The organism is Aeromicrobium sp. EU05-FHT14F07 (assembly GCF_058790455.1).
The window spans coordinates 62,963-84,727 of record NZ_JBYTCR010000019.1 but is presented as its reverse complement, the minus strand read 5'-3'; the positions used below and the strand labels follow the sequence as shown (position 1 = coordinate 84,727).

The 21,765-nt window shown below is 73.8% G+C and carries 24 protein-coding genes; 18 read left to right on the top strand and 6 right to left on the bottom strand.

Going from position 1 to position 21,765, the window contains the following annotated elements:
- Positions 1–171 precede the first annotated feature (171 nt).
- A complete protein-coding gene (locus AC3WRM_RS15705; RefSeq protein WP_492249363.1) occupies positions 172–1,008 on the bottom strand; it encodes an SCO6745 family protein in 837 nt (278 codons plus the stop codon).
- A 68-nt stretch (positions 1,009–1,076) separates the two neighbouring features.
- Here AC3WRM_RS15705 and AC3WRM_RS15700 point away from each other — a divergent pair, with 68 nt between their 5' ends.
- Genes AC3WRM_RS15700 through AC3WRM_RS15680 form a run of 5 tightly spaced genes read left to right on the top strand, consistent with a single transcriptional unit; the run spans position 1,077 to position 4,068 of the window.
- The gene (locus AC3WRM_RS15700) at positions 1,077–1,394 is read left to right on the top strand and encodes a hypothetical protein (RefSeq protein WP_492249364.1); all 318 of its coding nucleotides are present in this window, start codon (positions 1,077–1,079) and stop codon (positions 1,392–1,394) included.
- Positions 1,391–2,563, top strand: coding sequence for a glycine zipper domain-containing protein (locus AC3WRM_RS15695; RefSeq protein WP_492249365.1), 1,173 nt, complete (start codon positions 1,391–1,393; stop codon positions 2,561–2,563). Before AC3WRM_RS15700 ends, AC3WRM_RS15695 begins: the two co-directional genes overlap by 4 nt.
- Before the next feature lie 7 nt (positions 2,564–2,570).
- Positions 2,571–2,936 (top strand): hypothetical protein, encoded by a 366-nt coding sequence (locus AC3WRM_RS15690; RefSeq protein ID WP_492249366.1) that lies wholly within the window; start codon positions 2,571–2,573, stop codon positions 2,934–2,936.
- Positions 2,933–3,427 (top strand): hypothetical protein, encoded by a 495-nt coding sequence (locus tag AC3WRM_RS15685; RefSeq protein ID WP_492249367.1) that lies wholly within the window; start codon positions 2,933–2,935, stop codon positions 3,425–3,427. Before AC3WRM_RS15690 ends, AC3WRM_RS15685 begins: the two co-directional genes overlap by 4 nt.
- Complete coding sequence (locus AC3WRM_RS15680) at positions 3,424–4,068, top strand: hypothetical protein (RefSeq protein ID WP_492249368.1); 645 nt, start codon at positions 3,424–3,426, stop codon at positions 4,066–4,068. Before AC3WRM_RS15685 ends, AC3WRM_RS15680 begins: the two co-directional genes overlap by 4 nt.
- Positions 4,069–4,096: 28 nt before the next feature.
- On the opposite strand, the gene AC3WRM_RS15675 is transcribed toward AC3WRM_RS15680, so the two are convergent.
- The gene (locus AC3WRM_RS15675) at positions 4,097–4,516 is read right to left on the bottom strand and encodes a TY-Chap domain-containing protein (RefSeq protein WP_492249369.1); all 420 of its coding nucleotides are present in this window, start codon (positions 4,514–4,516) and stop codon (positions 4,097–4,099) included.
- A 127-nt stretch (positions 4,517–4,643) separates the two neighbouring features.
- Here AC3WRM_RS15675 and AC3WRM_RS15670 point away from each other — a divergent pair, with 127 nt between their 5' ends.
- From AC3WRM_RS15670 to AC3WRM_RS15645, 6 genes are all read left to right on the top strand, one after another.
- On the top strand, positions 4,644–6,107 hold the full coding sequence (locus AC3WRM_RS15670) for a pyridoxal phosphate-dependent decarboxylase family protein (RefSeq protein ID WP_492249370.1): 1,464 nt from the start codon (positions 4,644–4,646) through the stop codon (positions 6,105–6,107).
- Positions 6,104–7,540: a lysine N(6)-hydroxylase/L-ornithine N(5)-oxygenase family protein gene (locus AC3WRM_RS15665; RefSeq protein ID WP_492249371.1), complete on the top strand. Its 1,437-nt coding sequence runs from the start codon at positions 6,104–6,106 to the stop codon at positions 7,538–7,540. Before AC3WRM_RS15670 ends, AC3WRM_RS15665 begins: the two co-directional genes overlap by 4 nt.
- Entirely contained in the window at positions 7,537–8,199 is a 663-nt protein-coding gene (locus AC3WRM_RS15660) for a GNAT family N-acetyltransferase (RefSeq protein WP_492249372.1), read from the top strand. Before AC3WRM_RS15665 ends, AC3WRM_RS15660 begins: the two co-directional genes overlap by 4 nt.
- Positions 8,196–10,025: an IucA/IucC family protein gene (locus tag AC3WRM_RS15655; RefSeq protein ID WP_492249373.1), complete on the top strand. Its 1,830-nt coding sequence runs from the start codon at positions 8,196–8,198 to the stop codon at positions 10,023–10,025. Before AC3WRM_RS15660 ends, AC3WRM_RS15655 begins: the two co-directional genes overlap by 4 nt.
- A gap of 91 nt (positions 10,026–10,116) precedes the next feature.
- Positions 10,117–11,919: a penicillin acylase family protein gene (locus AC3WRM_RS15650; RefSeq protein ID WP_492249374.1), complete on the top strand. Its 1,803-nt coding sequence runs from the start codon at positions 10,117–10,119 to the stop codon at positions 11,917–11,919.
- Entirely contained in the window at positions 11,916–12,446 is a 531-nt protein-coding gene (locus AC3WRM_RS15645; RefSeq protein ID WP_492249375.1) for a GNAT family N-acetyltransferase, read from the top strand. Before AC3WRM_RS15650 ends, AC3WRM_RS15645 begins: the two co-directional genes overlap by 4 nt.
- A 270-nt stretch (positions 12,447–12,716) precedes the next feature.
- Here AC3WRM_RS15645 and AC3WRM_RS15640 read toward each other — a convergent pair whose 3' ends face one another.
- The 3 genes from AC3WRM_RS15640 to AC3WRM_RS15630 all read right to left on the bottom strand — a co-directional run bounded on the left by AC3WRM_RS15640 (position 12,717) and on the right by AC3WRM_RS15630 (position 15,826).
- Positions 12,717–13,382: a hypothetical protein gene (locus tag AC3WRM_RS15640; RefSeq protein ID WP_492249376.1), complete on the bottom strand. Its 666-nt coding sequence runs from the start codon at positions 13,380–13,382 to the stop codon at positions 12,717–12,719.
- Positions 13,379–14,338: an NADPH:quinone oxidoreductase family protein gene (locus AC3WRM_RS15635; protein ID WP_492249377.1), complete on the bottom strand. Its 960-nt coding sequence runs from the start codon at positions 14,336–14,338 to the stop codon at positions 13,379–13,381. Before AC3WRM_RS15635 ends, AC3WRM_RS15640 begins: the two co-directional genes overlap by 4 nt.
- A 174-nt stretch (positions 14,339–14,512) precedes the next feature.
- Positions 14,513–15,826, bottom strand: a complete 1,314-nt coding sequence (locus AC3WRM_RS15630; protein WP_492249378.1) for a cytochrome P450 — start codon at positions 15,824–15,826, stop codon at positions 14,513–14,515.
- A gap of 202 nt (positions 15,827–16,028) precedes the next feature.
- Between AC3WRM_RS15630 and AC3WRM_RS15625 the strand changes: the two genes are divergently transcribed.
- The 7 genes from AC3WRM_RS15625 to AC3WRM_RS15595 are packed head-to-tail and all read left to right on the top strand — an operon-like array spanning position 16,029 to position 20,360.
- On the top strand, positions 16,029–16,319 hold the full coding sequence (locus AC3WRM_RS15625; RefSeq protein WP_492249379.1) for an uberolysin/carnocyclin family circular bacteriocin: 291 nt from the start codon (positions 16,029–16,031) through the stop codon (positions 16,317–16,319).
- Between the two features lie 11 nt (positions 16,320–16,330).
- The gene (locus AC3WRM_RS15620) at positions 16,331–17,995 is read left to right on the top strand and encodes a hypothetical protein (protein ID WP_492249380.1); all 1,665 of its coding nucleotides are present in this window, start codon (positions 16,331–16,333) and stop codon (positions 17,993–17,995) included.
- Positions 17,992–18,630 (top strand): heme ABC exporter ATP-binding protein CcmA, encoded by a 639-nt coding sequence (gene ccmA / locus AC3WRM_RS15615; protein WP_492249381.1) that lies wholly within the window; start codon positions 17,992–17,994, stop codon positions 18,628–18,630. Before AC3WRM_RS15620 ends, ccmA begins: the two co-directional genes overlap by 4 nt.
- The gene (locus tag AC3WRM_RS15610) at positions 18,627–19,187 is read left to right on the top strand and encodes a stage II sporulation protein M (RefSeq protein ID WP_492249382.1); all 561 of its coding nucleotides are present in this window, start codon (positions 18,627–18,629) and stop codon (positions 19,185–19,187) included. The genes ccmA and AC3WRM_RS15610 overlap by 4 nt, the downstream gene beginning before the upstream one ends.
- 17 nt (positions 19,188–19,204) lie before the next feature.
- On the top strand, positions 19,205–19,435 hold the full coding sequence (locus AC3WRM_RS15605) for a hypothetical protein (protein ID WP_144433810.1): 231 nt from the start codon (positions 19,205–19,207) through the stop codon (positions 19,433–19,435).
- A complete protein-coding gene (locus AC3WRM_RS15600) occupies positions 19,432–19,965 on the top strand; it encodes a hypothetical protein (protein ID WP_492249383.1) in 534 nt (177 codons plus the stop codon). Before AC3WRM_RS15605 ends, AC3WRM_RS15600 begins: the two co-directional genes overlap by 4 nt.
- On the top strand, positions 19,962–20,360 hold the full coding sequence (locus AC3WRM_RS15595; protein ID WP_492249384.1) for a hypothetical protein: 399 nt from the start codon (positions 19,962–19,964) through the stop codon (positions 20,358–20,360). Before AC3WRM_RS15600 ends, AC3WRM_RS15595 begins: the two co-directional genes overlap by 4 nt.
- Here AC3WRM_RS15595 and AC3WRM_RS15590 read toward each other — a convergent pair.
- Complete coding sequence (locus AC3WRM_RS15590; protein WP_492249385.1) at positions 20,290–21,756, bottom strand: flavin-containing monooxygenase; 1,467 nt, start codon at positions 21,754–21,756, stop codon at positions 20,290–20,292. The two genes, AC3WRM_RS15595 and AC3WRM_RS15590, sit on opposite strands and share 71 nt — an antisense overlap.
- Positions 21,757–21,765 lie beyond the last annotated feature (9 nt).

The following is a 21,765-nucleotide window of genomic DNA, read 5'->3' as shown; positions in this document are numbered from 1 at the left end:
ACACTCAACGCCGACACACCTCACTCGGCGGACAACCCCCGATCAGCCGACTGCAACCAACGTGTTGACCGATTACACCTAGCCCCCGCCGTCCCCACGATTCGGAACCTCATCGCCCGTTCTCTCCCGAGAAAAGGGCGATGAGGTTCCGAATCGTGGGGACGTGTCGGGTCAGGGGGCGGAGGCGCCGATGGGGTTGGGGTAGGTGATCGCGCCGGCCGCCACCACGCTGCGGGCGGCTGCCGTGAGTGCGGACTCGACGGCCACGGCGTGTGCCGTCGCCTCGGTGCCGAGTGCGGCGTCGACGGCCCGGTCGGTGGCGTCCTCGAGGCGCTCGCGGGCGGCGCGCCCGGTGTCGGTGCCGGCGCCGTCGGCGTCGACCCACCCCCGTCGGCGCAGGTCCTCCAGCGCCTCGGCCCACTCCTCCTCGGTCCAGCCGCGGACCTCGCGCTGGCGCTCGGGCGCACGACCGAGCGCGACCTGGAGGGCGTTCGCGGCGGCCCCGCCGAGCCCGGCGGTCACCAGCACCGACACGTGCGCGTCGCCGCGCAGCTCGCGCAGCACGCTGGCGTGCCGCCAGAGCGCGCCGACCGCGTCGTCCGGGACGGGCAGCGATCGCTCGGCCGCTGCGAGCGGCTTGCCCGCGAGGTCCACCCCCTCGACGACGCCGGCGAGCCGCTGCGCCAGCGCCCCGACGTCGTGACCCTCCAGCGCGGGTGTGAGCGCGTCGCGGGCCAGCGCGAGGCGGGCGTCGAGCACGGCGCCGGCATCGGCCAGCCCCCACGCGTCGGGGACCGCCCGCTCCACGAGCCGCGGCGCGAAGCCGTGGAACGTCGCCACCACGACCGTCGCCGCCGGGGTGCCCAGCGCCGCGGACCGCGACGCGACGTAGCCCATCCACCACCCCTTCAGACCGACGGCCTCGTAGCGTTCGCGGGCGTCGGGGGCGAAGTAGACGACGGAGTGCAGCGCCTCGACGGAGCGCCAGAAGTCGGTGAGGGGGTGCATGGGCGTCAGTGTGCCGTCCCCGCCTCGGGGATGCGCGAGCGTGCGTGGCGCTGTTACCTTCTTCTGCCATGACGGGGGACGGGTACGACGTCGACACGGTCCGGGTCGGGCAGCTCGCCGACACGGTGTCCGGCATCGGCTCGACGGTGCACGGCGACGCCGCATCGGTGCGGGTCACGCCCGACGCGGGGCGCTCCAGCGACGAGGTCGCGTCGGCGTTCAACGACCTCGCGGCCGTCGTGGCGGGCCTGGCCGCGCAGGTCGGCGGCCTCGCCGACGCGGCGGAGGTTGCCGCGGGACGCTACGCCACCGCCGACGAGGCGGCGCAGGACCGATTCGCCCAGCAGCAGGCACGGCAGTCGCCCGCACCGGGAGGTCCGCGATGAGCCAGGTGCTCGACCTGAGGGTGCCCGGGTCGCCCACGGCACTGCGCTCGGCCGCGACCCAGCTCGGCACCGTCGTCACCACGCTGACGACCGCCCACGCCGACCTCGCGCCGGCGCAGAACGGCAGCGCCGACTTCTGGGGCGGCGGTGCGGGCGAGGACTTCCGCGACGCGACCCGGGACATCCGGGCCGACCTGGAGACCGCCAGGACCTCGCTCGAGGGCGCGGCGACAGCGCTCGAGACGTTCGCGGGCGAGCTCGACGCCGCCCAGGCGAAGATGCAGAGCGCCCGCGAGGTCGCCGTCGCAGCCGGACTGTCGGTGGGGGAGACCTCGATCACGGAGCCGACCCGGCCCTCGGACGACGCGGACGACGCGACCGTCGAGGCCTACAACACCAAGATCGAGGCCTGGAACACGGCCGTGGGCCACCACGACGACGGCCGCACGAAGGAGGAGGAAGCGCACACCGGGCTCTCCTCCGGGATGCGCACCGCCCTCGACGTGACCTGGATCGAGCGGGTCCTCATCGCCGTCGGCGTGCTGCCCGAGACGGGTGCCGACGGCATCCAGGTCACCGGGTGGGGCCTCGGCCTGGCCGGCACCGCCGGCGGTGTCACGGCCGCCTGGCAGATCAACTCGCGCTACGGACGCTTCGCGCCGCGCGGTGCGGGCGGACGGTGGGTGAGCCCCTCGTCGCTCAACCGGTGGCAGTGGGGCGTGCGGTCCATGTCGGGCAGCAACTGGGTGCCGAAGGCGAACCAGGCGGCCACCCACGCCCGGTGGTCGACGGCCAGCAAGTGGCTCGGCCGGGCCGGCGGTGTCGTCACCTTCGCGACGTCCGCGTACGGGCAGTGGACCGCCGACGCCGACGATCCCGCGCTGACCGACGCCGAGCGGGTCGGCCGCACGGCGTGGCGCGGCACCACCGCCGCGGCCGGGGCCTGGGGCGGCGCCTCGCTCGGGGCGGCGATCGGGACGGCGATCTTCCCCGGCGCGGGGACGGTGGTCGGCGGCCTCCTGGGCGGCGCCATCGGCGGGTTCCTCGGCTCCGAGCTGGGCGGGGCCACGGTGGACTGGGTCGGCGACCGTGTGGACGACGCCTGGGAGGGCGTCAAGGACGTCGGCGGCGCGATCGGCGACGGCGTGAAGAAGCTGAAGTTCTGGTGACCGGCCGATGACCCCCGTGCTGATCGTCCTGGCCGGCCTGCTCGTGCTCGCGCTCGGCGTGGTGAGCCGTCGCCCGTGGGGTCGCTGGTGGGACGGTGGTGGCGTCCTCGCCGAGCAGCTCGCCACGCTCATCGCCCCTCCGGTGGGCCTGGCCGTGACGTGCGCCGGCCTGGGCGTCTGGGTCGGCGAGCGGAGCGCCCTGACCCCGGTGCTCGGTGCGGTGACCATCGTCTCCGGGCTGGCCGCCCTGTGGGCGGTCCTGAGCCTGCCGGTGCCGGACCGCGTGCTGGTGGCGGGGTCGCAGATCCGCACCGACCGCCGCCGACGTCGGGAGCGTCGCCGTCGCCGGGACCGAGGGAAGGGGAGCGCGTGAACGACCTCCAGTGGCAGGACGTGACTGCCAGGCCCGTGCCCGGCGGGGGCGGGGGCGAGGCGTCGTTCGGGGTACCGGCGGACTGGTCGGTGCTCGATCCCGCACGGCTCGGCGCCCCCGCGGTGGTCGCGGCGGCGCTCGAGCCGGAGCGTGGCGGCTTCCGGGCGAGCGCCGTGCTGACGGCGACGGCGCAGGAGGACCTGACGTTCGCGGACTGGCAGAACCGCACGGACGAGGAGCTCCCCGCCCTGCTCGACGACTACCGGCTCGTCGACCTGCAGCACGTCGAGGTGGTGGGCCGGCCCGGCGGTCGCCGCCTCGCCCACCACGTGGCGCCCGGTGGGACGTGCGCGGTCCTCGAGCAGTGGAGCGCCGTGGTCGACGGGGTCGGCTGGTCGCTCACCTGGACCGTCGACGTCCTGCGCTACGACGCCGTGCACGACCTGGCGCGCGCGAGCCTGGACCGGCTCCGGATCGGAGCGACGCGATGAGGGCGACGGGGCGGGCGACGGTGCGGCTCACCGTGCCGGAGGTCGAGCGACTGCTCGACCCGGCGCAGGCCGCGGCCACCGCTCGCGTCGTGCTCGACCACGCGCCGGTGCTCGAGCCTGTGCTGGCCGCGCTCGCGGAGCCGGAGGTGGCGGTGCGCGTCGTCGTCGCGCGGCGCGACGTTCTCGTGGAGCACCGGCTGCACGCCACGCCCGACGTGGCGGCCGTCCTCGTGACCGGCCACGAGCCGCGGGGCGCCCAGGCGAGTGGCACGGTGGAGGGCGCGGTGGAGGAGGTCGAGCTGACCGGGCTGCACCCGGCCGCGGTGCCGGCCCTGCTGGCCGGGCTCGTCGACCTCGGCCCCCATCGTCGTGCGCACGAGGGCGCACCCGCGGACCTCGACGTCGTCCGCGACCTGTTCTCACCCGACGACCTCCTGCGCACCTCCGCCCTCCAGCTGGCCGACGCGGACTCTGCCTGGTCGGTGGAGGTGCTGGCGGTCGAGCAGGAGCCGCGGGTGCTGTCCGGGGTCGACGGCAGCGCCGGGCTGGCGCTGCTGCTCGACGGCGACGACGGCCGTCCGGCCTGGGTGCCGAGCACGTCGACCGAGGTGTTCCGCACGTTCACGACCCTCTACGCCTGAGCCGAGGCGAAGCACCCCGCCGGTGCGGTCAGCCGAGGGTGGTGCGGACGGTGCCGAGGTCGACGCCGAGCACGGCGAGGGTGTCGACCAGCATCGCGGCGGCGCGTTCGAGGTCGGACCACGGCACGAAGCGCCGCAGCAGCGGGCCCCCGACCGGCTCCCACTCGGCGTCGCCCGGTGCGTGCCAGCCGAGGGAGCGCAGCCGCGCCAGCGTCGTGTCGTCCATCGGGTGCTCGCCCCCGAGGCTGGCCGGACCGACCGCCTCGAGCAGCAGGTCGGCGCCGTCCTCGTCGCGGCGGGCCTGCACGAAGCGTCCGGGCGTGCCGCGACCGAGCAGTCGGCCCAGCCCGCGTCGCTCGGGAGACGGCTCCTCGAGCAGCACGAACGAGCCGGGCGTGAGGCCGGCGAGGGCGTCGCGCACGTGGTCCTGGAGCGGGTGGTCGGTCACGGGTCCTCCGGCAGGTCGGGCGGTGGTGTGAGGGGTGTCACCTGAGGTTGCCCGGCCGGTCCTCGCGATGATTAGGTAAGGCTTGCCTTCAAAGGGGCATCTCACCACATCTCGGGGAAGGAGCACGGTGGACAGCCACGTGTTCAGCCCGGCCAACGCCGAGCACTATGCCACGACCATGCGACGCGGGATCGACGTCCTCACCGACCACCTCGCGACGGTCGATCGGCCGTTCAGCGGACGTAGCGTCGCCGACGTCGCCCGGACCGTCGACGCCGTCGACCTCGACCAGCCGGTCGACGTCGAGAACGCGCTCGCCGAGCTGCGCGACGTCTACCTCGACGACGCCGTCTGGTTCCACGACGCCGGCTACGCGGCGCACCTCAACTGCCCCGTCGTCGTGCCGGCCCTGCTCGCCGAGCTGTTCGTCTCGGCGGTCAACTCCTCCCTCGACACCTGGGACCAGAGCGCCGGCGGCACGCTTATCGAGCGCCGCCTGGTCGACTGGACCACCGGCCGCATCGGCTTCGCCGACGGCGCCGACGGCGTGTTCACCTCCGGCGGGACGCAGTCGAACCTGCAGGCGCTGCTCATGGCACGCGGCGAGACCTTCCTGCGCGGGCACGTCGACCCCGGCCTCGCCTACAACGAGAGCCTGTCGAGGTTCCGCGTCTTCTGCTCGCGCGACGCGCACTTCAGCGTCCAGAAGTCGGCCACCATCCTCGGCCTCGACGCCGACGCGGTCGTGCCCGTCGACGTCGACGCGCGGCACCGGATGGACCCCGTCGCCCTCGAGCGGGCGCTGCACGACTGCCTCGCGCACGGGCTCGTCCCGATGGCCGTCGTCGCGACCGCCGGCACCACCGACCTCGGCGCCATCGACCCGCTGGGCGCGGTCGCCGACCTCTGCGCCGAGCACGGCGTGTGGATGCACGTCGACGCGGCGTACGGCGGCGGCCTGCTCGCCTCCCGGCGCCGTCGGCACCGGCTGGACGGCATCGAGCGCGCCGACTCCGTCACCGTCGACTTCCACAAGACCTTCTTCCAGCCGGTCAGCGCCAGCGCGGTGCTCGTGCGCGACGCCGGGGCGCTGCGGCACGTGACCTACCACGCCGAGTACCTGAACCCGCGCACGGCGAACCTGCCGAACCAGGTCGACAAGAGCATGCAGACCACGCGCCGCTTCGACGCGCTCAAGCTCTGGATGACGCTGCGCACGATGGGCGCCGACGCCGTGGGCGACGGCTTCGACACCGTCATCGACCTCGCCCACGCGGCGGCCGACTGGGTCCGCGAGCAGGACGACCTCCTGCTGCGCGCCGAGCCCGAGCTCAGCACCGTGGTGCTGCGCTACCAGCCCGACGGCGTCGACGACGACCACGCCGACGAGCTCAACCCCCGCATCCGCCAGGCGCTCTGGCGCGACGGCCGGTCCGTCGTGGCGGGCACCAAGGTCGAGGGCCGGTCGTGGCTCAAGCTCACCCTCCTCAACCCCGCGACCACGATCGACGACGTCGTGCGGGTCCTGGAACGGGTGCGTGCCGCGGGCGACGACCTGCTCGAGCACGACCGTCAGGGGGTCGCGTCATGAGCGAGGCAGTGCCTGATCGCCGCCCGCAGCCCGGCACCCCCGCCGGGCCTGATCGCCGCCCGCAGCCCGGCACCCCCGCCGGGGAGAACGACGTGCTCGACTTCGTCGCGGTCGGTGCCGGCCCCTTCAACCTCGGCCTGGCCGCCCTCGCCGAGCCCGCGGGCCTGCGGGGCGTCGTGCTCGAGTCGCGCGAGGAGACCACCTGGCACGGCGGCATGATGCTGCCCGAGGCGACCCTCCAGGTGCCCTTCATGGCCGACCTCGTGACGATGGCCGACCCGACGTCGCGCTACTCCTTCCTGGCCTACCTGAAGGAGACCGGGCGGCTCTACCCCTTCTACATCCGCGAGAGCTTCTACCCCCTGCGTCGCGAGTACGACCGCTACCTGCGGTGGGCGGCCGACCGGCTCCCGGTGCGGCTCGGCCACCACGTGCAGGCAGTGCGCCGTGACGGCGACCTCTTCGCCGTCACCGCCCTCACCGCCGACGGCCCGACGACGCTGCGGGCCCGGCACGTCGTGCTGGGTGTCGGCACGAGGCCGCACGTGCCCGACGCGGCGCGCGAGGCGTGCGACGCGGACGGAGGCCTCGCGATCCACTCCGCCGAGTACCTCCAGCGCAAGGAGGAGCTCCAGGCGACCGGGTCGATCACCGTCGTCGGCAGCGGGCAGAGCGCGGCCGAGGTCTACCGCGACCTGCTGGAGGACGCGCGCGACCGCGACTACCGGCTGACGTGGGTGACGCGCTCCCCGCGGTTCTTCCCGATGGAGTACACCAAGCTCACCCTCGAGATGACCTCCCCGGAGTACACGGCGTACTTCCAGTCGCTGCCGACCCCAACGCGCGACCGGCTCGTCGTCGAGCACAAGCCCCTCTACAAGGGCATCAGCGGCGACCTCGTGGACGACATCTACGACACGCTCTACCGCCTCGGCCTCGACGGTCCGGTGCCCACCGACCTGCTGGCGGGCACGACCCTGACGTCGGCCCGCTGGGACGAGGCGGCCGAGCGCTTCGCCCTCGACCTGCGCCACGACGAGACGGACCAGGCGTTCACCCTCGACACCGCGTCGCTCGTGCTGGCCACCGGCTACCGGGCGCAGCTGCCCGACCTCGTCGAGCCGCTGCGGGACGGGCTGCACTGGGACGAGCGCGGTCGCTACGCCGTCGCGGCGGACTACACGATCGACGCCGAGCACCGCGTGTTCGTGCAGAACGCCGAGGAGCACACGCACGGCTTCGTCGCCCCCGACCTCGGCATGGGGGCGTTCCGGTCGTCGATCATCGTGAACGCCATGGCGGGCCGCGAGGTGTACGCCGTCGAGGAGCGGATCGCGTTCCAGACGTTCGGCGCACCGACCCCGGACCGCCGTGGCGGAGCGCGGAGCGGCGACGTCGGCGCCGACCGCACGCTGACGGTGGTGGACCGATGAGGATCGAGCTGGAGCCGCTCGACGTCGAGCGCGACGTGCACCTGCTGCACGCCTGGGTCACGCACCCGCGGTCGCGGTTCTGGATGATGCAGGGCGCGAGCGTCGACGACGTGCGACGCGAGTACGCCGACATCGTCGCGAGCCCGCACCACGACGCCTGGCTCGGTCGGGTCGACGACGCCGGCGGGGGTGCCGGGCCGTGGGCGGCGAACGACGCCGGCGGGGGTGCCGGGCCGTGGGCGGCGGACGACGCCGGCGGGGGTGCCGGGCCGTGGGCGGCAGACAGTGCAGCGTTTCTTGCCGAGACCTACGACCCCGCGCACTCCGCGCTGGCCGCGGTGCTCGACGTGCGGCCCGGAGACCTCGGGATGCACGTGCTGGTGGCGCCCACGGACACGCCGGTGCACGGCTTCACGACCGAGGTCTTCGCCGCGGTCATGCGGCACTGCTTCGCCCTGCTCGGCCACGCCGACGAGCCGACCGAGCGGGTCGTGGTCGAGCCCGACGCCGGCAACACCGCCATCCACGCGCTGAACGCCCGCGCCGGGTTCGTCGTGGAAGGCGAGGTCGAGCTGCCCGACAAGCGGGCCCTGCTGAGCACCTGCACCCGCGAGCAGTGGGAGTCCAGCGAACTGGGGGCGGCGGTGGTGGCCCGATGAGCGCCGTCGTCGACCTGCACGCGGTGTCGCAGGAGGCCTTCGACGCCGCCGACCACCTGGAGCCCGCCACGCTCGAGCGTGCGCAGCGGCGGCTCGCCGCCAAGGCCATCGGCGAGCTGACGCACGAGCGTCTCCTGTCGCCGACGCCCGTCCCCGACGCCGCGGGCTGGTGGGAGGTGCGGACGGTCGCCTCCGTGTGGCGCTTCCATGCCCACGTGCACGAGCCCGAGCACTGGTCGGTCGACCCGGCGTCGCTGCTGCGCGCCGACGTCGAGCAGGACGTGACGCGTCCCGTCGACGTGCTCGAGCTGGTCGCCGAGCTGCACGACGAGCTGGGCATCCCCGACCACCTGGTCGCCGTCTACCTGGAGGAGCTCAGCGCGACCCTCGCCGCGGCGTGCTGGTGCGACGTGCACCACGACCACAGCGCCGAGGACCTCCTCGACGCCGACCTCGCCACGACCGAGGCGGCCATGCACGAGGGCCACCCGGCGTTCATCGCCACCAACGGTCGGATCGGCTACGGGCTCGACGACTACCGCGCCTACGCACCGGAGACGGGCAGCGAGGTGCACCTCGTCTGGCTCGCGGTGCGTCGCGAGCACACGGTGCTGGCCGTCGGCGAGGGGCTCGACGAGGAGTCGCTCTACGCCGGTGAGCTCGACGCGGACGAGCGCGCCGGGTTCGAGCTGCGGCTGCGGTCGCTGGGTCTCGATCCCCGCGACTACGTGCTCGTGCCGGCGCACCCGTGGCAGTGGACCAACAAGCTCGCCATCACGTTCGCCGCCGACGTCGCGCGCCGTGACGTCGTGCCGCTCGGGCCGGGTCGCGACGCCTATCGCGCGCAGCAGTCGGTGCGCACCTTCCTCAACGTCTCCGACCCGTCGCGCCTGTACGTCAAGACGGCCCTATCGGTGCAGAACATGGGCTTCATGCGGGGGCTCTCGCCGCACTACATGCGTGGCACGCCCGCCATCAACGACTGGGTGCACCGGCTCGTGGCGGACGACGCGGAGCTGCGTCGCTGCGGGTTCGAGGTGCTGCGCGAGCGCGCCGCCGTGGGCTACACCGGAGGCGTCTACCAGCAGGTCGCGGGCGTGCGGCGGGGTCCGTACCAGAAGATGTTCGCCGCGCTGTGGCGCGAGACGCCCACGCTCGCGTCCGGCGAGCGCGCTGCCACCATGGCGTCGCTGCTGCACCGCGACCGCGACGGTCGCAGCCTGGTGGCCGCGACCGTGCGTGCGTCCGGCCTCGACCCGGCCGACTGGGTGCGTCGCTACCTCGACGTCTACCTGCGCCCGGTCGCGCACTGCCTGTGGGCGCACGACCTCGCGTTCATGCCGCACGGCGAGAACCTCATCCTCGTGCTGCAGGACCACGTGCCGGTCCGCGCGTACATGAAGGACGTCGGCGAGGAGGTCGCCCTCCTGGTCGGCGACGGCCCCGAGGCGCACCCCGAGCACGAGCTGCCCGAGGCGGTGCGCCGCATCCGGGCGACCGTGCCGGAGGGCCAGCAGTCCCTCGCGGTGCTCACCGACGTGCTCGACGGGTTCCTGCGGTTCCTCGCGGCGATCCTGGCCGACGACGGCGTGCTCCCCGGTGCCGACTTCTGGGGCGTGGCCGCGGAGTGTCTGCGCGACCTGCAGGCCGACCACCCGGAGCTGGCCACCCAGCACGCGCGGTACGACCTGCTCGCGCCGGACTTCGAGCACTCGTGCCTGAACCGGCTGCAGCTGCGCAACACGCTGGAGATGGTCGACCTCGCCGACCAGGCGACGTCGCTGCAGCTCGTCGGCCGGCTCGCCAACCCCCTGCACGGCCGATGAGCGCCGTCCCGCACCCGGGTGGGCTCCCGGCGCATCTCTCGGGCGGGACACGCCGGGGGCCCTCCCGGGTGCGGGACGGGAGGCGCCGGGCATGAGCGTGCTCACCGTGCGCGCCGCGTCGCTCGAGGCGCTCGCGTACGCGCAGGGTCGACGCACCGTCGACGTCGCCGAGGACCGGCTGCTGGAGGACCTCGCCCACGTGCAGGCCGTCACCGGCACCGTGTGGGACGAGTTCTGGAGCCGGTCGCTGCTCGTGCGCACCGCGCGTCGCGCGCACGAGCGGCTCGACGACGACACGCGCGGGTTCGTCGACGCGTACGCGGCCGGGGTCCGGTCCGGCGGCATCGAGGACTGGCAGGACTGGACGTCGCTCGGGGTCTTCGCCGTGCACCACGCGCTGTTCGGCAGCCTCGGCCACCACCTCTGGCGGCGCCACGCCGGCCGTGTGCTCGGCCCCGACGCGGCGCGGGCGCTCGTGCAGGAGGTGCCGGCGCTGTCGGGCAGCAACGCGTGGGTCGTCGGCGGGCGCAGGTCCGCCGACGGTGCTCCGCTCATCGGCGCCGACCCGCACCGCATCGTCACGGTGCCGAGCGTCTACCAGCGGGTGCACCTCGTCGCCGCCGGCGCGGACGTCGACGTCGTCGGGCTGACGTTCCCGGGCGTCCCCGGCGTCCAGCACTTCGGGCACACCGGCACCGTCGCGTGGGCCATCACCAACGCGATGGCCGACACGCAACGGCTCGTCGACGTCGAGGCCGACACCCCGCGCGACGTCGTCGAGGGCGTGTCCGTGACGGCCGACGGGCCGGTCGTCCTCGAGCGCCCGGACGGCTCCGGCGTCGCGGTGCGCAGCGTGCCGTGGCTGCTGGACGACCTCGGCTTCGCCGCGCTCCTGCCGCTGCTGCGTGCCCGCACGACGGCCGACGTCGACGCCGCGCTCGACCACTGGGTCGAGCCGGTCAACGACGTGCTCGTGGCCGACGTCGACGGCGCCGTGCTGCACCGTGTGGCCGGACGGGTGCCGTGGCGCGAGACGTCCGGCGAGTGGTCGGGGTGGGTCGTGCCGCACCGACGTCGCGTGGGGCCGTCCGAGCACGCCGTGGTCGCCAACCACCGGCAGGGCGGGCACAGTGCCGCCCTGGCCGACGAGCTGGCCCCGCCGCACCGCGGCCGTCGGCTGCACCAGCTGCTCGCGTCGGCGCCGACGCTCGACGTCGAGACCGGTGCAGCGCTGCACGCCGACACGCTGCTGCTGCCCGCCGCGCACTGGCAGCGCAGGCTCGGCGCGCTGGCGATGTCGTCGGAGCCGGCCGAGGTCCGCGAGGTGCGTGACCGGCTCCTCGCCTGGGACGGGCACATGGAGGCGGCGTCGCGCGACGCGGCCCTGTTCGCGCTGCTGCGGTCCGCCGTCGTCAGACGTCTGGTCGCCCACCCCGCGCTCGCGCCGCTGCGCGAGCCGTCGGAGGACCCGTGGACCGGGCCGGAGGAGCTGTTCGCGCCGTGGCTGCGTCCCGAGCCGCGCGTGGCGCTCGCGCTCGACCGCTGGCTGGAGGACCCGACGGCCGCGTCGCCGCTGCTCACGTCGTTCGACCTCGACTGCACGCTGCTCGCCGCGTTGCGCGAGGTCGCGCCGTCGGCGGGCGACGTCGGGCCCTGGGGCGACGTGCACACCTTCACGGCGCCGGACGGGCAGGTGCTGCGGCTCGGCGGCGACGACGGCTGCGTGCTGTCGACGTCGTCGCTGCCCGGTCTCGACGACCGCGTGTGGCGGGGGCCGGTGGCGCGGCTCGTGTGGAGCCTCGGGGACCGGTCGCGCAGCCGCTGGACGGTGCCCGACGAGACGGACGTGTGGGCGGCGGGCGGGACGTCGCCCCTGGAGGAGGACCTGGCATGACGTTCACGCACCGACCGATCGACCCGGTCGGCGACCTCGACCTCGTGCACGACTGGGTGACGCAGGAGCGCGCTTGGTTCTGGGGGATGACCGACCACACGCGCGAGGAGGTCGGGGAGGTGTACGCCTACCTCGACTCGCTGTCGACGCACCACGCGTACCTCGTCCACGAGCTGCCCGGTGAGGGGTCCGGGACGTCCGAGGGCGCGGTGCCGGTGGCGATCTTCCAGACGTACGAGCCGCAGCACGACCCGGTGGGGGAGGCGTACCCGGTGCAGGAGGGCGACCTGGGCGTGCACCTCTTCGTCGGCCCGGGCGAGCCGAGGTCGGGCTTCACGGGCTCGCTCATCGGCTACGTGCGACGGGTCCTGCTGGCCGACCCCGCCGTGCGTCGGCTCGTCGTCGAGCCCGACGTCCGCAACGAACGCTCCGTGTCGCGCTTCCTGCGCGAGGGCTTCGAGCGCGGTCCCGTGGTGGACCTGGGTCACAAGACCGCCCAGCTCGCCTTCCTCCCCCGCCCCTCCTGACCCCTCCGCCCGCCGCCCTTTGAGTTGGGCCCCACCCAGAGGGTGACTGCCCAACGCAGCGCTGGGATGGGACGAATCCTCTGGGTGGGGGAGATGGTCGTCTGAGTGCGCATGGACGGCTCCGGCGACCTCTCGCAGACGGCGGCATGAGCGCGGGTCACCGTCGGTCGCGACGACGTCATCCCACCTCAGGGACTGCATCCCACCTCAGCGCTGTATTGGGGGGTCACTCTTTGGGTGGGGCCCCACCCCAAGGGCGAGAGGGCGAGGTCAGGGGGTGAAGGGGTGGCCGGTGGCCGCGTCGTAGAGCTCGACGTCGGCGAGGGGGACGGTGCGGCGGGAGACGCCGACCTTGGTCCAGGTGAAGCCCGCGGGCGGGTCCTGGCCCGGGGAGGTCACGGCGACGAGGTGGACGCCGTCCACGCCCTCCTCGAACGCGGCCACGTAGTCGGCGTTCTCCGCCATCCCCGGCCCGGCACCCCCGCCGGGCAGGCTCTCCGCCGCCCGTGGCCCGGCACCCCCGCCGGGCGGGCCGTACCGGGCGCGGAGGCCGACGTGCGGCGCCGGGCGCACCGGGCCGCGACCGTTGCGCCAGCCGCAGGCGGGGGTGTCGTAGTAGGAGATGACGCGACGTCGACCGTCGGCCTCGAGCCGCCACAGCTCCGCGCCGGACGGCGCCCGCGTCTCGCGCAGGACGCCGTCGACGACCTCGACACCCGGCAGCTCGGGCAGCACGAGGAAGTCGACGAAGCGACCTGCTCCGGGCCCGGGGTCGGGGTGCCCGAAGGCCGCACGCGCGGCGTCGGCATCGACGTAGGTCGCGTCCTCGAGGGGCACCACGGGACCGCCGACGACGTCGAGCCCCTCCAGCACGACGCCGGTGGTCTGCGCGGGCGTGAGGAGCGCGAACCAGCGTCGCCGCACGGTCGGGGTCACGGGACGAGCAGGACCTTGCCCGTCGCGCGACGCTCGTCGATCTCCGCGAGCGCCTGTGCGGCGTCGTCGAGACCGAACGTGGCGCCGATCGGCGGGGTCAGCGCACCTGAGGCGAGGTGCGGGGCGATCGCGGCCCACTCCTTCGCCACGTGCCCGGGGCGGGCGAGCGCGTAGGCACCCCAGCCGACGCCGACGACGCTGAGGTTGTTCAGCAGCAGGCGGTTCACCTTGACCTCCGGGATCTCGCCGGCGGTGAAGCCGACGACCAGGAGACGCCCGTCCTCGCGGAGGCTGCGCAGCGAGTCGGTGAACCGGTCGCCGCCGACGGGGTCGACGACGAGGTCGACCTTGCCGGACGCCTTGACCGCGTCGAGGAAGCCGTCGGCGAGCACGAACTCGTCGGCACCGGCGTCGATCGCGACGGCGCCCTTCTCGGCGGTCGACGTGACCGCGACGACGTGGCCCGCGCCGAAGGCCTTCGCGACCTGGATCGACGCGGTGCCGACGCCGCCCGCCGCGCCGTGGACGAGCACCCGCTCACCCTCGGCGAGGCGGCCGCGCTCGACGAGCGCGAAGTAGGCGGTGAGGTAGTTGAGCGGCACCGACGCTCCCTGCTCGAACGAGACGGAGTCCGGCAGCGGGAACGTCATGTCGGGCTGGGTGACGGCGTACTCCGCGAAGCCGCCGAGCATGCAGAACCCGGCGACGCGGTCGCCCGGCGCGAAGCCCGAGCCGTCGGGCGCGGACACGACCTCGCCCGCGACCTCCGAGCCGGGGACGAACGGGAGGTCGGGCTTGAGCTGGTAGAGCCCGCGGGTCTGCAGCACCTCCGGGAAGGAGACGCCGGCGGCCCGCACCCGTACGAGGACCTGGCCCTCCGCGGGCGTCGGGTCGGGGAGCTCGGTGACCTCGACGGCCGAGGGCCCGTCGAGCGTCGTGATCTGCACGGCACGCATGGCCCGACCCTAGGGCCGTCGACCTCGACTAAGCAAGCGCTTAGTCGAGATCGACGACGCGGACCCCCGACGTCGTCCACTCACCCCGGGAATCCGTCACTCACCCTCGGAAGCATCCGCAGGTGAGTGAGGGAGAACCAGGGTGGGCTGCTGGTTCCCATCAACTGATGGGAATCAGCCGCGGGCGCGGAGGATGACGGGGGCCTTGTCGTCGGGGACGTTGGTGATGTTGCGCAGCCGCGGGCCGGTGGGCTGCTCGGTGTGCACCGCGAAGCGCTGCAGCACCTCGCGCAGGACGACCGTGCCCTCCATCAGCGAGAAGGCCGCGCCGATGCAGCGTCGCACGCCTCCGCCGAACGGGATCCACGTGCCGGCCGACACCTCGCCGTCGAGGAACCGGTCGGGCCGGAACAGATGCGCGTCGGCGAACGACGACTCGCGGCTGTGCGACAGCATGATCGACGGCGCCACCGTGGTGCCCCGAGGCAGGCGACGACCTGCGACCACCTGGTCGCCCTGCAGCGACCGCGCCACGAAGTCGATGATCGGGTGCAGTCGCATGGCCTCCTTGAGGCACGCCTCGAGGAACTCCTCGTCACCCTGGTCGGCAGCGGTGACGGCACGGGCGAGGAGCTCGGGGTCCTGGCCCAGCTCGTGCAACGTCCACGACAGCGCCGACGCCGTCGTCTCGTGGCCGGCGAGGAGCAGCGTGACCAGCTGGTCGCGCAGCTCCTGGTCCGACAACGGCTCCTCGTCGTCGCCGCCCCCGGCGCGCAGCAGTCGCGACAGCACGTCGTCGCGACCCTGCAGGCCGTCACGGGCGTGCTCCGCCCGACGCTCGGCGATCTCCGCGTACAGCAGCGCGTCGACCTCACGCAGGTTCGTGAAGAACCCGCGCCACGGCGGCACCTTCCGCAGTCGCGGGAAGATCCACGACAGCAGGATGCCGGCGTCGATGTCGACGATGCGCGTGACCTTCGGGCGCAGCACCGACAGCCGCTCCTCGTCGGTGACGCCGAAGACGACCTGCAGGATGACCTCGAGCGTCAGCGCGTTCATCGCGTCGAGCGTCACGAGTCGCTGACCGTCGTGCCAGCCCTGCACCGACTCCTTCGCCAGGCCCTCGACGAGCGGCCGGTAGCTGCGCATCGCCGGGCCCGTGAAGGCCGGCATGAGGAGCTTGCGACCCCGCTGGTGCTCCGCGTCGTCGGTCAGCAGCAGCGAGTGGTCGCCCATGACCGGTCGCAGGATCGCGTTGCCCTCGCCGGCGTGGAACTGCGACGGGTCGGCCGCGAAGATCTCCTTCACGTCGGCCGGGTCGGCGTGGATGACGATGGTCCGCGGACCGGGCAGGATCTGCACGCTGAACGTGTCGCCGTAGCGCGCGTGCGCGTCGCGGACCAGCGGCCCCCGCTTGCGCATGAACCGCATGGTCATCAGGAGCGGGTTGCCCCGCGGCCCCGGCGGCACGTCGTAGCTCTGGCTCATCTCTCGCACGGTACAGCGCGTCGACGCTGCACGGAACGTCTCGCAGACGCGCACCTCGTCCGACGCGTGCCGTCGACTAGCAGACATGAGTGCCTGCTGTCACCACGCCTTCACAGATCGTGAAGACACCTTGAGCGGGAGCCGGGCGGCGCGATGACCTGAGGTCCTGGCGGCGCGCCCGCGCCCGTGAAAGGAGAACAGCATGACGACGACGCAGCAGCAGACCCTCACCAGGGTGGCCCTGGGTGGTCTGGTCCTGAGCGCCCTGGCGCTCGTGGCCCAGCTCGCCCTGGTGCACTCCGGTGCGGCACCCGACCTCGCCACGCAGCTCGGCATCTCGACCGTCGCGGCGACCAAGCTGATCAACGCGGCCACCTCGTGGTACGTGACGGTGCTCCTGGCGGCCCTGACCGGAGGCTGGGGTGCGGGGCTCGTCGCGGTCGCCAAGAAGATGGCCGCGAAGTACGGCACGAAGTACGCGGCGGCCTGGTAGGACGACGCTCGGTGCCTCCCGTCCCCGCCACCGCGGCGACCCTGTGCTCCGACCTCGGGGCGCAGGGTCGCCGGTCGTCCCTCGCGGTGCTGCGCCGGTGCCTCGTGGTCGTGCCGTGGCTCCTGCGGTCGCGGCGCAACCGGGTCGCCGCCGAGCTCGGCCGCCACCCCCTCACCCCGACCGACCGTCGGCTCCTGGTGGCGGCCGTGACGTGGTCGGTCGCCTGCTCCGCGACGTGCGGTGCGATCGTCGTGGCCCTCGGCGACGGCACCCGGGCCGCAGCGGCCCTCGTCGGCGTCGCGGTGCTCGTGGTGGCGCCGCTCGCGGCAGCTGCCTCCCCACGGACGAGGACGGTCGGGCTGGTGCGCAGCGCCTACCACCGGGAGGGGCCGTGGTCCGGGCCGTCCGCCGTGTCCCTGGCGGTCGCCGACGGCCTGGCGCGGCTGGCGAGCCTGCTCGGCGTCCTGCTCGTGTCGCTCGGGCCGGCACTGGTCGTGGTGCTGGCAGCGCAGTGGGGCCCGGTCGTCGCCGTGCTCCTGGCGCCAGCGGTGCTCCTCCTCGGGGCCGCGGTCGGCGTGCTCGCCTGCGTCGGCTCGCTGCTGCGCCTCGGCGCCGGCGCCCACCTGGCCGTGTCGGTGGGATACCACGCCGACCTGCTCGTCCGTGCGGCCGGCGCCGCGGGAGTGGCAGGCTGCGGCGCGTACGTGGTCGGCCGGCTGGCGCGGGCGACGGAAGCGTCGGGCCCACCGGCGGCCCTCCGCGACCTCCACGTCACCGGGCTCGGTGCGCTGCTGCTGGTCGCGGGCGCCGTGGCGGCGATCGGGACGTCGCTGGTGCTCCTCGCCCGGGTGGCCCGGTCCACCGGGCTCGAGCGGTCGCTGCGTCGACTCGCCCGGCAGTCGGGCGACGACGGCCCCGCCCCCGGGGAGCGGCTCGCGCCGAGCGCCTGGGAGGACGACGCCGTCCGCACCAAGGAGCGCGCGTTCGTCCGTCGCACACGGGCCGGACGTCGCAGCGGCGCCGACGGCCTCGTCGCCGTCTCCTCCGCCCTCGTCGGCGGGGTCGTGGGTCTGGTCTCGAGCGGACTCGTCACCTCGTCCACGGGGCGCCTCGTCGCGCTGATGTTCGGGCTGCTGCTCGTGGGGGAGCTCGTCGGCGACGGGCTGCGCCGCGTCGACAGCGTCGACGCCGACGGGGCGGCGACGACGTGGCTGCTCGTGTCCAGACGGCACGTGCGGCATCTCGTCCGCCTCCGCGCGGTCCGGCACGCACGCACCCTGGCGGTCGTCGTCGCGTCCGTCCTGGTGGTGGCGACGGTCGCGACGTCCCTGCCCGGACCGCAGGTGGTCCTGGTCGGGGCCGCGGGCGCGCTGGTGGTCGTCGTGAGCACGATCGCGATCGTCGGCACGACCGCCCGGCACCCACGGTGGGACTGGACGAGCGTCGACGAGATCGGCATGCACCCGGCAGCGCAGGCCCAGCGGTTCGCGACCACCGGGGTGCTCTGGATGGTCGTCTTCTGCCTGGCCGCCGTCGGCCACCGCCTGGCCCCGACCACGGCCGGTCCGATGGGCGACGGCACGGTTCTGCCGCTCGCGGCCGCCGCCCTGCTCGTCCTCGGCGGGCTGGTCGTCGCGCCGTCCGCCGCCGTCGCACTCGGACGGAGCACCCGGTGACCGCTCGTCTCCCGCGGGTCGTGGTGGAGGACCTCGTGGTCTCCTACGGCGCCGCGCCCGTGCTGCGAGGCCTGTCCTTCGAGGTCGGCGCAGGTTCGTGCGTCCGCGTCGCAGGGGGCAACGGAGCCGGCAAGACGACGCTGCTGTCCGTGCTCGCGGGACTGCTGCCCGCCGACTCCGGCGTCGTGCGCGTGGAGAGCGACACCGTGCAACCCGGTGACCACCCGCCCCTGCTCGCGAGCCCACCGCAGCTCTTCCCCTACCTCTCGGTGCACGAGCACCTGCTGATGACCGAGCGGTTCGCGCTCGAGCGCGGGCTCCGGGTCGACGACGCGCCCACCCCGGCCGACCTCGCGCTCGCGCACGTGGCCGACTCCCTCGCCGAGCGCCTGTCGCTGGGCCAGCGGCAGCGCCTGGCCATCGGCATGCTGCGGACGTCGGGCTCCGACGTCTGGCTGCTCGACGAGCCGTTCAACGGTCTCGACCAGGCCGGGGTCGCCGCGCTCCGCGAGCAGGTCGCCGCACTCGTGGCCCGCCGGGGCGTCGCGGTCGTCGCGGCCCACCAGGCGTCGCACCTGGACGGGCTCGTCACCTCGACGCTGCAGCTCGACGGCGGTCAGGAGGCACCGACGTGAGCGCGTCGGCGACCCGTCGTCCAGGGGCGCCGCGTCGACGCGGTACGACGACGCGGCTGGTCGTCGCGTTCCTCGCGGTCGTCCTCGTCGCCCTCGTGGCCGGGACGGTCGCGGGCCACGCCCACCCCGCCGTGGCCGGGCGGAGCCGCGGGCGGCCGGCGCACGCCGAGGAGATCCTGCAGCACAACCTCGTGGTCCTGGTGGTCGTGGGGGTACTGGCGCTGCTGTCGGTCGGACTGCTCGCCGTGCTCTACCTTCTGCCGAGCTTCTGGATCGTGGGGTTCCAGGTGGGTCAGTCCTGGCAGCAGCACGGGCCGGGCCCGACCCTGCACGGCCTCCTCTGGCACGCGCCGCTCGAGCTCACGGCCTTCGCGCTGTGCGCCGCCACGGCGACGGTGCAGAGCCGACGGCTCTGGACCGCGGCCGGTGGTCGAGAGCGCGGTGCGAACCGGGCGGCCGAGGTCGTCGGCCCGCTCCTGCGGGGCTGGGTGGCGTCCGTGGGGCTCCTGGTCCTGGCCGCCCTCGTCGAAGCATCCCTGTCAGCCGGTCCCCGATGAAGAAGAAGGAGATCCTCATGGAAGAGAACGCCCCTGCCCACGGCCTGCCGGTCGTCCTGTCGGTGCTGCTGTCGCTCGCCGCCCTCCTGCTGGGCTGGCGCGGCGACATCGGTGTGGCGTGGGCGGTCGTCGCGGTCCTGCTCGCCGGTGCCGCCCCGGCGCTGGCTCTCCTGCCGCACGGTCGCTGGCCGTCGGTGCTGGCGTTGCTGGGCAGCGTCGTCACGTTGGCGCTCGCCGTCGCCGCATGACCCACAGGCGCCGCGGCGCGCTCCTCGTCGGGGCCCAGGTGCTCGCGGCGTACATCCTCGTCGCGTGCGTGGGACTGGAGGCGGGAACGCGACGCGGCGGTGCGTCGCTGGACGCGGTGCCGGGCGACCACCCGCTCGGCGTCGTGGTCTCGCTGGGCGTCCTGGTGCTGCTCACGCTGCCGGTGGTCGTGCTCCTGGCGCTGCTGCTCTCGGCGGCGATGCTCCAGGTGGCGCTCGGGCTGCTCGACGTCGAGCTCACCCTCGGCCGCGCCGTCGAGGTGATGCTGTGGGCGGCCGCGCCCCTCGCGATCCGCAACGTCCTGCTCGGGGGCGTCGCCCTCGCGGTCGGCGGCGAGCAGGCCGCAGCACTCATCCGGTTCGGGGACCCGTTCGTCCTCGCCGCTGCCGTCGTCGTGGTCGCCCGGCTGCACACGCTCGGGGTGCAGACGTGGCGGGCGACGGCGGCAGCGGTGTTTGTCGTGGGCCTGCCGCTCGCCCTGCAGGTCGTGCTCGGGTCGAGCGCCGCATGAGCCGCCGACGCGCGGTGGTCGTCGTGCTGCTCGTCGCCGGCGTCGTCGCGCTGGCCGCCCTGGCCCTGCAGCACCGCGTCGACGGCCGCCGCGCCGACGCCACCCGCGCGTTCGCCCAGCTCGTCCCGGGCCTGAGCGAGCGGGAGGTGCGGGCGATCCTCGGACCGCCCGACCCCACCGTCCAGGACCTGGCACCACCGGGCGGCGACTGCGTGGTCTACGTGCGCGCCGACCGGACCACGGACCCGTTCGTGGCGTTGTGCTTCGTGGACGGACGGCTGCGGTGCCTCAGCACGGTCGGCCCGCCGACCGGCCGGGAGCGGGTCAGGCCGCCTTCTCCCACGCGAAGTCCTGAGCCTCGACCTTGCGGGTCGCCCACCAGTAGCGGAACGTGAAGCCGGGCCAGATCGTGCGGTTCTTGCCCTGGCTGTCGAGGTACCAGCTGGTGCAGCCGCCCTGGCTCCACACGCCCTTGCTGACCTTCTCCTGGAGCGCGTCGTTGAACGCGCGCTGCGCCTGCGACGTCGGCTCGACGGCCTGCGCTCCGCGCTCGTCCATCTCGTCGAGCATCGAGATGATCCACTTCGTCTGCTGCTCGATCATGAACACGACCGAGTTGTGGCCGAGCGCCGTGTTCGGGCCGAGCAGGAAGAAGAAGTTCGGGAAGTCCGCGACCGAGATGCCGAGGTAGGTCTCGATGCCCTTCTCCTTGAACGTCTTCGACAGGTCGCGCCCGCCCTTGCCGGTCACGTGCACCCACTCGAACGCGTCGGTCACGTGGAAGCCGGTGCCGTAGATGATCACGTCGGCTTCGCGGAACGTCCCGTCCTTCGCGCGGATGCCGTCGGGGGTGATCTCCTCGATGCCGTCCGTGACGAGCTCGACGTTGTCGCGGTTGTAGACCGGCACGTAGTTGTCGGTCTTGAGGATCCGCTTGCAGCCCAGGCGGTAGTCGGGGATCAGCTTCTCCGCGACCTCGGGATCCTTCACCGTGCGGCGGATGTAGTCCGAGACCTTGTTCTCCATGACCTTGGAGACGTTCTGCAGCGGACCGGTGAACGCCAGCTGCTGCGCCTCGTTCAGCCAGTACATGGCGTTGCGGTAGGCGCGCGTGCCGCCGGGGAGCCTCTTGATGAAGGCGCTCTTGCGGCCCTCGATGTCGTGGTTGTGCTTCGGGACGACCCACGGCGCGGTCCGCTGGTAGACGTCGAGCTGGGCGACGTCGCCCACGATCTGCGGGATGAACTGGATGGCGCTCGCGCCGGTGCCGATGACGGCGACCTTCTTGCCGGTCAGGTCGACGTCGTGCTGCCACTGCGCGGAGTGGAAGCGCGGACCGCCGAAGCTCTCGGCCCCGGGCAGGTCGGGGATGTTCGGGATGTGCAGGCCGCCGATGCCGGACACGACGACGCGGGCGTCGTAGGTCTCCTTGCTCGTGCTGACCGTCCACCGCAGCCGGTCCTCGTCCCACACGGCGCCCGTGACCTCGGTGCCGAAGTGGATGACGTCGTAGAGGTCGTGCTTGCGTGCCACCGCGCGCATGTACTCCCAGATCTCCTGCTGGCCGGAGTACTCGCGGCTCCAGTCCTTGTTGAGCTCGTAGGAGAAGGAGTACATGTGGGACTGGATGTCGCACTCGGCGCCGGGGTAGGTGTTGTCGCGCCAGGTGCCGCCGACGTCGTCGGCCTTCTCGATGACGACGAAGTCGTCCCGGCCCGCCTCGCGCAGCTTCATCGCCATGCCCATGCCGCTGAAACCGGTGCCGATGACCAGGGTGTCGGTGGTGATCATGTTTCGGAT